Here is a 9181-nt window from a genome sequence, read left to right as displayed (position 1 = left end):
TGTGGGCGGTGATGGTGTCGCTGGCCGCGTTGTGGCGGTCGTTCGGTGTGGAGCCGGCCGCGGTGGTGGGTCACTCCCAGGGCGAGGTCGCCGCTGCGTGTGTGGCCGGCGGGCTGTCCCTGGAGGACGGGGCCCGCGTGGTCGCTGTGCGGTCGCGGCTGGTGCTGGAGAAGTTGTCCGGGCGGGGCGGGATGGTGTCCGTGTCCCTGCCGGTCGTCGATGCGGAGGAGCGGCTGGCCCGGTTCGAGGGCCGGGTCGGGGTCGCGGCCGTGAACGGGCCGTCGTCGGTGGTCGTATCGGGTGAGCCGGAGGCGTTGGACGAGCTGCTCGCGGAGTGCGAGAGCGATGGTGTCCGGGCGCGTCGGATCGCCGTGGACTACGCCTCCCACTCCGCCCAGGTCGACGCGCTCAACGACGATCTGCTGGCCGAACTCGCGGACATCCGCCCGGTGTCGTCGTCGGTGGCGTTCTACTCGACGGTGACCGGTGAGCGGATCGATACGGCCGGGTTGGATGCCGGGTATTGGGTGCGGAACCTGCGGGAGCGGGTGCTGTTCGAGCCTGTGGTGCGGTCCTTGGTGGACAAGGGCACTGGGTTGTTCGTGGAGTCGAGTCCGCATCCGGTGCTTGCGATGGCGGTGTCGGAGACCGGTGAGAGCGCGGACCGTTCCGTGGTGGCTGTGGGGTCGTTGCGGCGTGATGAGGGTGGTGCGGAGCGTTTCCTGACGTCGTTGGCCGAGGCGTACGTGGCGGGTGCGTCGGTGGACTGGTCGGTCCTGTACGCCGGCACGGGCGCGCGTCGGGTGGATCTGCCGACGTACGCCTTCCAGCACCAGCGCTACTGGCTTGAGGGAGTCTCCGTCGGAGGGGAGATCCAGGACACCGTGGCGGACGAGACGGACGCCGCGTTCTGGGACGCCGTGGAGCGCGAGGATCTCTCCGATCTCGCGGAGGTGCTCGACCTCGGCGATGCCGACGCCGGGGCCGAGGCCTGGCTGCCCACCCTGTCGGCCTGGCGCAAGAGCCGCCGTAAGCAGCAGACACTCGACTCGTGGCGCTACACGACCACTTGGCGCGCGAACGCCCTGCGCTCAGGGCCCCGTCTGTCGGGGACGTGGCTGATCGTGGCTCCCAAGGCCGAGGCTCCGGTGGAGGAGGTACGGCGGGCGCTGGTGGCCGCGGGTGCGGAGGTGTCCGTACGGGAGGACTTCGATACTGCGGCCGATGTGTCGGGTGTGGTGTCGCTGCTGGCGTGGGACGAGGAGTCGGCGCTTGAGTCGACGCTGGGGCTGGTTCAGGCTCACCTGGACAGTGAGGTTCCGTTGTGGGTGCTGACGCGGGGTGCCGCGGCTGTGGGCTCGGACGATCTGGTGTCGGCCGTGCAGTCGCAGGTGTGGGCGCTCGGGCAGATCGTGGGGCTGGAGCAGCCTGTCGGTTGGGGTGGTCTGATCGACGTCCCGGTGGAGTGGGACGAGCGGGTGGCGTCCTCGTTCGCTGGTGTGCTGGCGGCTGGTGAGGGTGAGGACCAGGTCGCGGTGCGGTCGTCCGGGGTGTACGGGCGTCGTCTGGTGCGCGCGCCTCTCGGCTCCAACCCGGCTCCCGTACGGCAGTGGAACCCGACCGGGACGGTGCTGATCACCGGTGGTACCGGTGGTGTCGGCGGGCATCTGGCGCGCTGGCTGGCCAAGGAGGGCGCCGAGCGTCTCCTCCTCGTCAGCCGTAGCGGCGAGCAGGCCGAAGGCGCCGCCGAACTCGCCGAAGAACTCCGCGGACTGGGTGCCGAAGTCACCATCGCCGTATGTGACGTGACCGACCGGGACGCCCTCGCGGAGCTGATCACCGCGGTCCCGGCCGAGCACCCGCTCACCGCCGTATTCCACACCGCCGGCATCGCCGTACACGGCTCGCTGGCCGAGCTCGACACGGTCGGCTTCGAAGACCAGCTCGCCGCCCGTGTGGTGGGGGCGCGTCATCTGGACGACCTGACCACCGAACTCGGCCTGGAGCTGGACGCGTTCGTGGTGTTCTCGTCGGGTGCGGCGGTGTGGGGGAGTGCGGGTAATGGGGCGAATGCGGCGGCTGGTGGGTTCCTGGATGGTCTGATCCGGGCTCGTCGGGCGCGTGGTGTGGTGGGTTCGTCGGTGTCGTGGGGTGGCTGGGGGGCCACGGCGATGGCGGTGGGTGATACGGCGGAGCAGTTGTCGCGGCGTGGTGTGGGTTTGCTGGAGCCGGAGTTGGCGGTTCGGGCGTTGCGGCAGGTGTTGGAGCAGGACGAGGTGTCGGTGACGGTGGCCGACATGGACTGGTCGTTGTTCACGCCGGGGTACACGATGGCGCGGCGTCGCCCGCTGATCGAGGACATCCCCGATGTCGCCCGGATCCTGCGCGAGGCCGACGTCGCCGAGGAGGCCCCGGAGGACGGGGAGGCCGGCGCGGATCTGCGTGCCCGGCTCGCCGGGTTGTCGGAGGCGGAGCAGCAGGCGCAGTTGCTGGGGCTGGTGCGCGGGGAGGCCGCGCAGGTGCTGGCGCACGGCTCGACCGCGGAGATCACGCCGAGCAGGCCGTTCAAGGATCTGGGCTTCGACTCGCTGACCGCGATGGAACTGCGCAACCGGCTGTCCAGGGCTACCGGCCTGCGCCTGCCCGCCACCCTCGTCTTCGACCACCCCAACTCCCAGCGAGTCGCCGAACTCCTGCTCACGGAGCTCGCCAAGAACGGCGAAACGGGTATCACCGATGTCCTCGACATCCGGCGGGAGCTGACCCGTATCGGCGAGGCCTTCGGCAGCGTCGCGACGGACCCGCAGGCCCGTGAGGACATCGTCGGTCACCTCCGCGACCTCATCACTCAGCTCGGCATCGCCGACAACGACGGCGCCACCGATCTCGAAGCCGCCACGGACGACGAGATCTTCGACTTCATCGACCGCGACCTGGGCGTGTCCTGAACAGGCATCTGCCGGGCTCTCAACTGCTCCAGAGTGGGGTTTCACGAATGACCGAGGACAAACTCCGTACCTATCTGCGCAGGGTCACGGCCGAACTGCAGCAGACCCGTCAGCAGCTCAAGGACAACCAGGACCGGGCGCGGGAGCCACTCGCCATCGTGGGCATGGCCTGCCGGCTGCCCGGTGGGGTCGACTCGCCCGAGCAGCTGTGGCAGATGGTGGTGGACGGCGCCGACGGAGTGAGCGGCTTCCCGGACGACCGGGGGTGGGACCTCTCCTCCCTCTTCGACAGCGACCCCGACCGGCCGGGAACGACGTACACCCGGGAGGGCGCCTTCCTGAACGGGGCGGGCGACTTCGACGCCGGGTTCTTCGGGATCTCGCCGCGTGAGGCGCTGACCATGGACCCGCAGCAGCGGCTGCTCCTGGAGACCTCCTGGGAGGCGCTGGAGCGGGCGGGCATCGACCCGCACGCGCTGCGGGGCAGCCGGACCGGAGTGTTCGTCGGCGGTACGGCCATCGAGCACACCGTCAAGCTGATGAACTCGCCGACCGACCAGGGGTACGCCATCACGGGCGGCTCGGCGAGCATCATGTCGGGCCGGGTGTCCTACGTCCTGGGCCTGGAAGGTCCGGCGGTCACCCTCGACACGGCGTGCTCGTCCTCCCTGGTCGCCCTGCACTCCGCCGCGCAGTCGCTCCGGCAGGGGGACTGTTCGCTGGCGCTCGCCGGCGGTGTCGCCGTCATGGCCACGTCGTCGGCCTTCGTGACCTTCGCCCGGCAGCGCGGCCTTGCCGCGGACGGCCGCTGCAAGGCGTTCTCCGACGACGCCGACGGCATCGGCTGGGGCGAGGGTGTCGCCGTCGTCCTGCTGGAACGCCTCGCCGACGCCCGCCGCAACGGTCACCCCGTGCTGGCGGTCATCCGCGGCTCCGCGGTCAACCAGGACGGCGCGTCCAACGGCCTCAGCGCCCCCAACGGCCCCTCGCAGCAGCGGGTGATCCGGCACGCGGTCGCCAACGCCGGACTGACCCTCGCCGACGTGGACGCGGTGGAGGCCCACGGTACGGGTACGACGCTCGGCGACCCGATCGAGGCGCAGGCCCTGCTCGCCACCTACGGCCAGGACCGGCACGACGGCGAGCCGCTCTGGCTCGGGTCGCTGAAGTCGAACATCGCGCACACCCAGGCCGTCTCCGGTGTCGCCGGTGTCATCAAGAGCGTGCTGGCACTGCAACACGCCGTCCTGCCCAAGACCCTGCACGTGGGCGAGCCGAGCAGCCAGGTGGACTGGTCCGCGGGCGCCGTGGAACTCCTCACGGAGGCACGGAAGTGGCCCGAGACGGGACGGCCACGGCGCGTTGGCGTGTCGTCGTTCGGGATCAGCGGCACCAACGCCCACGTGATCCTCGAACAGGCCCCGGAGGAGGACCCCGCCGCCGAGCCGCAGACGGACGAAGGCTCCGAGCCCCCCTTCACCACGGGGCCGGCCGTGCTCCCCTGGCTGATCTCCGGCAACACCGAGGCGGCCCTGCGCGAACAGGCCGGACGGCTGCGCGCCCATCTCGACGCCCACCCCGGGCTCGCGCCCGCCGACGTGGGCCACTCCCTGCTGACGACCCGCTCCAGGCTTGCTCATCGGGCGGTGCTGTTCACCGAGCGGGGCGGAGACCGGCCTGCGGCGCTCAACGGCCTCGCCGACGGAGTCGACGTACCCGGCCTCGTTCGCGGTACCGGTGATGCCGGTGCGGGAACGGTGTTCGTGTTCCCGGGTCAGGGGTCGCAGTGGGTCGGTATGGGGCGTGAGTTGTGGGACGCCTCGCCCGTGTTCGGCGCGCGGATGGAGGAGTGCGGCGAGGCTCTGAGCCCGTATGTGGACTGGTCGCTCAGGGATGTGGTGTTCCGCGACGCGGATGATCCGTTGTGGGGCCGGGTCGATGTGGTGCAGCCGGTGCTGTGGGCGGTGATGGTGTCGCTGGCCGCGTTGTGGCGGTCGTTCGGTGTGGAGCCGGCCGCGGTGGTGGGTCACTCCCAGGGCGAGGTCGCCGCTGCGTGTGTGGCCGGCGGGCTGTCCCTGGAGGACGGGGCCCGCGTGGTCGCTGTGCGGTCGCGGCTGGTGCTGGAGAAGTTGTCCGGGCGGGGTGGGATGGTGTCCGTGTCCCTGCCGGTCGCCGAGGCGGAGGAGCGGCTGGCCCGGTTCGAGGGCCGGGTGGGTGTGGCGGCGGTGAACGGGCCGTCGTCGGTGGTTGTTTCGGGTGAGCCGGACGCGTTGGACGAGCTGCTCGCCGAATGCGAGAGCGACGGCGTCCGAGCACGCCGTATCGCCGTGGACTACGCCTCCCACTCCGCCCAGGTCGACGCGCTCAACGACGATCTGCTGGCCGAACTCGCCGACATCCGCCCGGTGTCGTCCTCGGTGGCGTTCTACTCGACCGTGACCGGTGAGCGGATCGATACGGCCGGGTTGGATGCCGCGTACTGGGTCCGCAACCTGCGCGAGCGGGTGCTGTTCGAGCCGGTCGTGCGGATGCTGGCCGAGCAGGAGCACCAGGTCTTCGTCGAGTCCAGCCCGCACCCGGTGCTCACGATGCCGGTCCAGGAGACGATGGAGAGCGTGTACGGTGCCGGAGCCGCCGTGGGGTCGCTGCGGCGTGACGACGGTGGTGCGGGGCGTTTCCTGACGTCTTTGGCCGAGGCGTATGTGGCGGGCGTACCGGTGGACTGGTCGATGATGTTCGCCGGCACGGCTGCCCGCACTGTCGCGCTGCCGACGTATGCCTTCCAGCACGAGCGTTACTGGATCGAGGACGTGGTGCCGCCCGGCATGGACGGCGTCACGGACCCCGTGGACGCGGCGTTCTGGGGTGCGGTGGAGCGCGCGGACGTCGAGGGTGTCGCGGCGCTGGTGGATGGTTCGGTGCCGGATGTGTGGGAGCCCGTGGTTCCGGCGTTGTCGGCCTGGCGCAAGGGGCGTCAGGAGCGGTCGGTGCTGGACTCGTGGCGTTATCGGACGGTGTGGCGTTCGGTGACGGTGCCCTCGGGCGGGCGGCTGTCCGGGACGTGGCTGATCGTGGCTCCCAAGGCCGGGTCTCCGGTTGAGGAGGTACGGCAGGCGCTGGTCGCCGCCGGTGCGGAGGTGTCGGTACGCGAGGACTTCGATACTGCGGCCGATGTGTCGGGCGTGGTGTCGCTGCTGGCCTGGGACGAGGAGTCGGCGCTTGAGACGACGCTGCGGCTGGTTCAGGCCCACATCGGCGGCGAGACTCCGTTGTGGGTGCTCACACGGGGTGCCGCAGCCGTGGGGTCGGACGATCCGGTGTCCGCAGTGCAGACGCAGGTGTGGGCGCTCGGGCAGGTGGCCGGCCTGGAGCAGCCCGGCAGTTGGGGCGGTCTGATCGACGTCCCGGCGGAGTGGGACGAGCGGGTGGCGTCCTCGCTGGCTGCCGTGCTGGCGGCCGGTGAGGGTGAGGACCAGGTCGCGGTGCGCTCGTCCGGGGTGTACGGGCGTCGTCTGGTGCGCGCGCCCCTCGGCGCCAACCCGGCTCCCGTACGGCAGTGGAACCCGACCGGGACGGTGCTGATCACCGGTGGTACCGGTGGTGTCGGCGGGCATCTGGCGCGCTGGCTGGCGAAGGAGGGCGTCGAGCACCTGCTGCTGGTCAGCCGCAGTGGTGAGCGGGCCGAGGGGACACCGGAACTCGTGGCGGAACTGCGCGGGTTGGGGGCGGAGGTCACCGTCGCCGCCTGCGATGTGACCGACCGGGAGGCTCTGGCGGAGGTGCTCGCGGGCATCCCGGGCGACCATCCCCTCACCGCCGTCTTCCACACCGCAGGAGTCTCCGGCTACGCGGAGCTCGCCACCGCCACCCCCGAGCACTACGAGAAGGTGCTGTCGGCCAAGACGCGGGGTGCCCGCAACCTCGACGCCCTGACCTCGGACCTGTCCCTGGACGCGTTCGTCCTCTTCTCCTCCGGCGCCGCCGTGTGGGGCAGCGCCGGAACCAGCGCCTACGCGGCGGCCAATGCCTACCTGGACGGTCTGGCGTGGGAGCGCCGGGCGCGCGGTCTGGTGGCGACGTCGGTGTCGTGGGGTGGCTGGAAGGACACCGGCATGGCGACCGACGGGACCGCGGAGCAGCTTCAGCGTCGCGGTATCCGGCAGATGGACCCGGGGCTGGCCGTCGAGGCGCTCCGGCAGGGGCTGGAGCACGACGAGACCGCGCTGACCGTCACGGACATGGACTGGGCGCGTTTCGCCCCCGGTTACACGATGGCCCGGCGCCGCCCGCTGATCGAGGACATCCCCGAAGTCGCCCGCGCCCTCAGCGAGGACGCCGAGCCGACGGACGACGCGACGGGCGGCGACTCAGCTCTGCGGCAGTCCCTCGCGGGGCTCACCGTGACCGAGCAGCACGATCGGTTGCTCGAACTCGTCCGCACCGAGGCGGCGACCGTTCTCACGCATTCGTCGACGGACGACATCACGGCCAACAAGCCGTTCCGCGACCTGGGATTCGACTCCCTGACGGCGATGGAGCTGCGCAACCGGCTCAACACCGCCAGCGGACTGCGACTGCCCGCCACCCTCGTCTTCGACTACCCCACCCCCCACCGCCTCGCCGGCCACCTGCACGAGAAGCTCTTCGACAGCGTCACGGAGGCTGTGTTGCCGCAGCCGCGGGTGACGGAGGACGACCCGGTCGTGATCGTGGGCATGGCCTGTCGCTTCCCCGGCGGAGTGCGGGGTCCCGAGGACCTGTGGCAACTGCTCGTCGAAGGCCGCGACGAGATGACGGACTTCCCCGCCGACCGCGGCTGGCACGGGCTGGCCATGAACGCCTTCATCGAGGAGTCCGGCGGAGCCCGGCAAGGTGCCTTCCTGGCCGAGGCGGGCGACTTCGACGCGGCGTTCTTCGGGATCTCGCCGCGTGAGGCGCTGGCGATGGACCCGCAGCAGCGGCTGCTCCTGGAGACCTCCTGGGAGGCGCTGGAACGCGCCGGCTACGACCCGGTCTCGCTGCGCGGCAGCCGCACCGGCGTCTTCGTCGGCGGCACACCGCAGGAATACACGACGGTACTCATGAACTCGGCCGAGGCAGGCGGCGGCTACGCGCTCACCGGTGCTTCGGGCAGCGTGATGTCGGGCCGGGTCGCCTACGCCCTGGGCCTGGAGGGCCCGGCGGTGACGGTGGACACGGCGTGCTCGTCGTCCCTGGTGACCCTGCACCTGGCGGCGCAGGCACTGCGGGGCGGCGAGTGCGACCTGGCGCTCGTCGGCGGTGTGACGGTCATGGCCACACCCGGGGCCTTCGTGGAGTTCTCCCGCCAGGGCGGCCTGGCGGGAGACGGCCGGTGCAAGGCGTTCGCCGCCGGTGCCGACGGCACGGGCTGGGGCGAGGGCGTCGGCATGCTGGCTGTCGCGCGGCTCTCGGACGCGGTACGGGACGGCCGTCAGGTGCTGGCCGTGGTACGAGGGTCGGCGGTGAACTCCGACGGCGCCTCCAACGGGCTGACCGCACCGAACGGCCCCTCGCAGCAGCGGGTGATCCGACAGGCGCTGGCCTCGGCCGGGCTGTCGGTGGCGGACATCGACATGGTCGAGGCACACGGCACCGGCACCGCGCTGGGCGACCCGATCGAGGCCCAGGCCCTCCTGACCACCTACGGTCAGGACCGCCCCGCCGACCAGCCGCTGTGGCTCGGTTCGGTGAAGTCGAACATCGGACACACCCAGTACGCCGCCGGAGTCGCCGGCGTGATCAAGTCCGTGCTTGCCATGCGCCACGGCGTGCTCCCGAGGACGCTCCATGTGGATGAGCCGACGCCCGAGGTGGACTGGGCTTCGGGTGCGGTGGAGCTGCTGACGGAGGAGCGGGAGTGGCCGCAGGGGGACCGTCCGCGGCGTGCGGGTGTGTCGTCGTTCGGGATCAGTGGGACGAACGCGCACGTCATTCTGGAGCAGGCGCCCGAGGTTGTGGAGGAGTCCGATCCGGGTGAGGTCGGTTCGGGGCTGGTGCCGTGGGTGGTGTCCGCGCGGTCCGAGGAGGCGTTGCGGGAGCAGGCGCGGCGGCTGGCCGAGCATGTGCGTGCAACTGAGCTCCGGCCCGTTGACGTGGGGTTCTCGCTGGCTGCCTCTCGTGCGGGGCTGGAGCACCGGGCGGTGCTCGTCGGGCGCGAGCAGGCCGACTTCCTGGGGCAGTTGGAGTCGGTGAGCGCAAGCGGTGCGGTCAGT

The 9181-nt window shown here is 71.3% G+C and carries 2 protein-coding genes; both read left to right on the top strand.

The annotated features are described in order from the left end of the window. Positions 1 to 2948, top strand: a 2948-nt coding sequence (locus KUM44_RS31430; protein WP_217213161.1) for an SDR family NAD(P)-dependent oxidoreductase, incomplete at its 5' end; no start/stop codon positions are given. Positions 2949 to 2995: 47 nt separating this feature from the next. Continuing rightward, positions 2996 to 9181: type I polyketide synthase (locus KUM44_RS46945; protein ID WP_302186079.1), on the top strand; the 6186-nt coding region annotated here is incomplete at its 3' end.

Origin of the sequence: Streptomyces sp. AC550_RSS872 (assembly GCF_019049285.1) — a bacterium.
GTDB lineage: Bacteria > Actinomycetota > Actinomycetes > Streptomycetales > Streptomycetaceae > Streptomyces.
The sequence above is the reverse complement of the archived record's forward strand: the minus strand, read 5'-3'. Positions and strand labels throughout refer to the sequence as shown.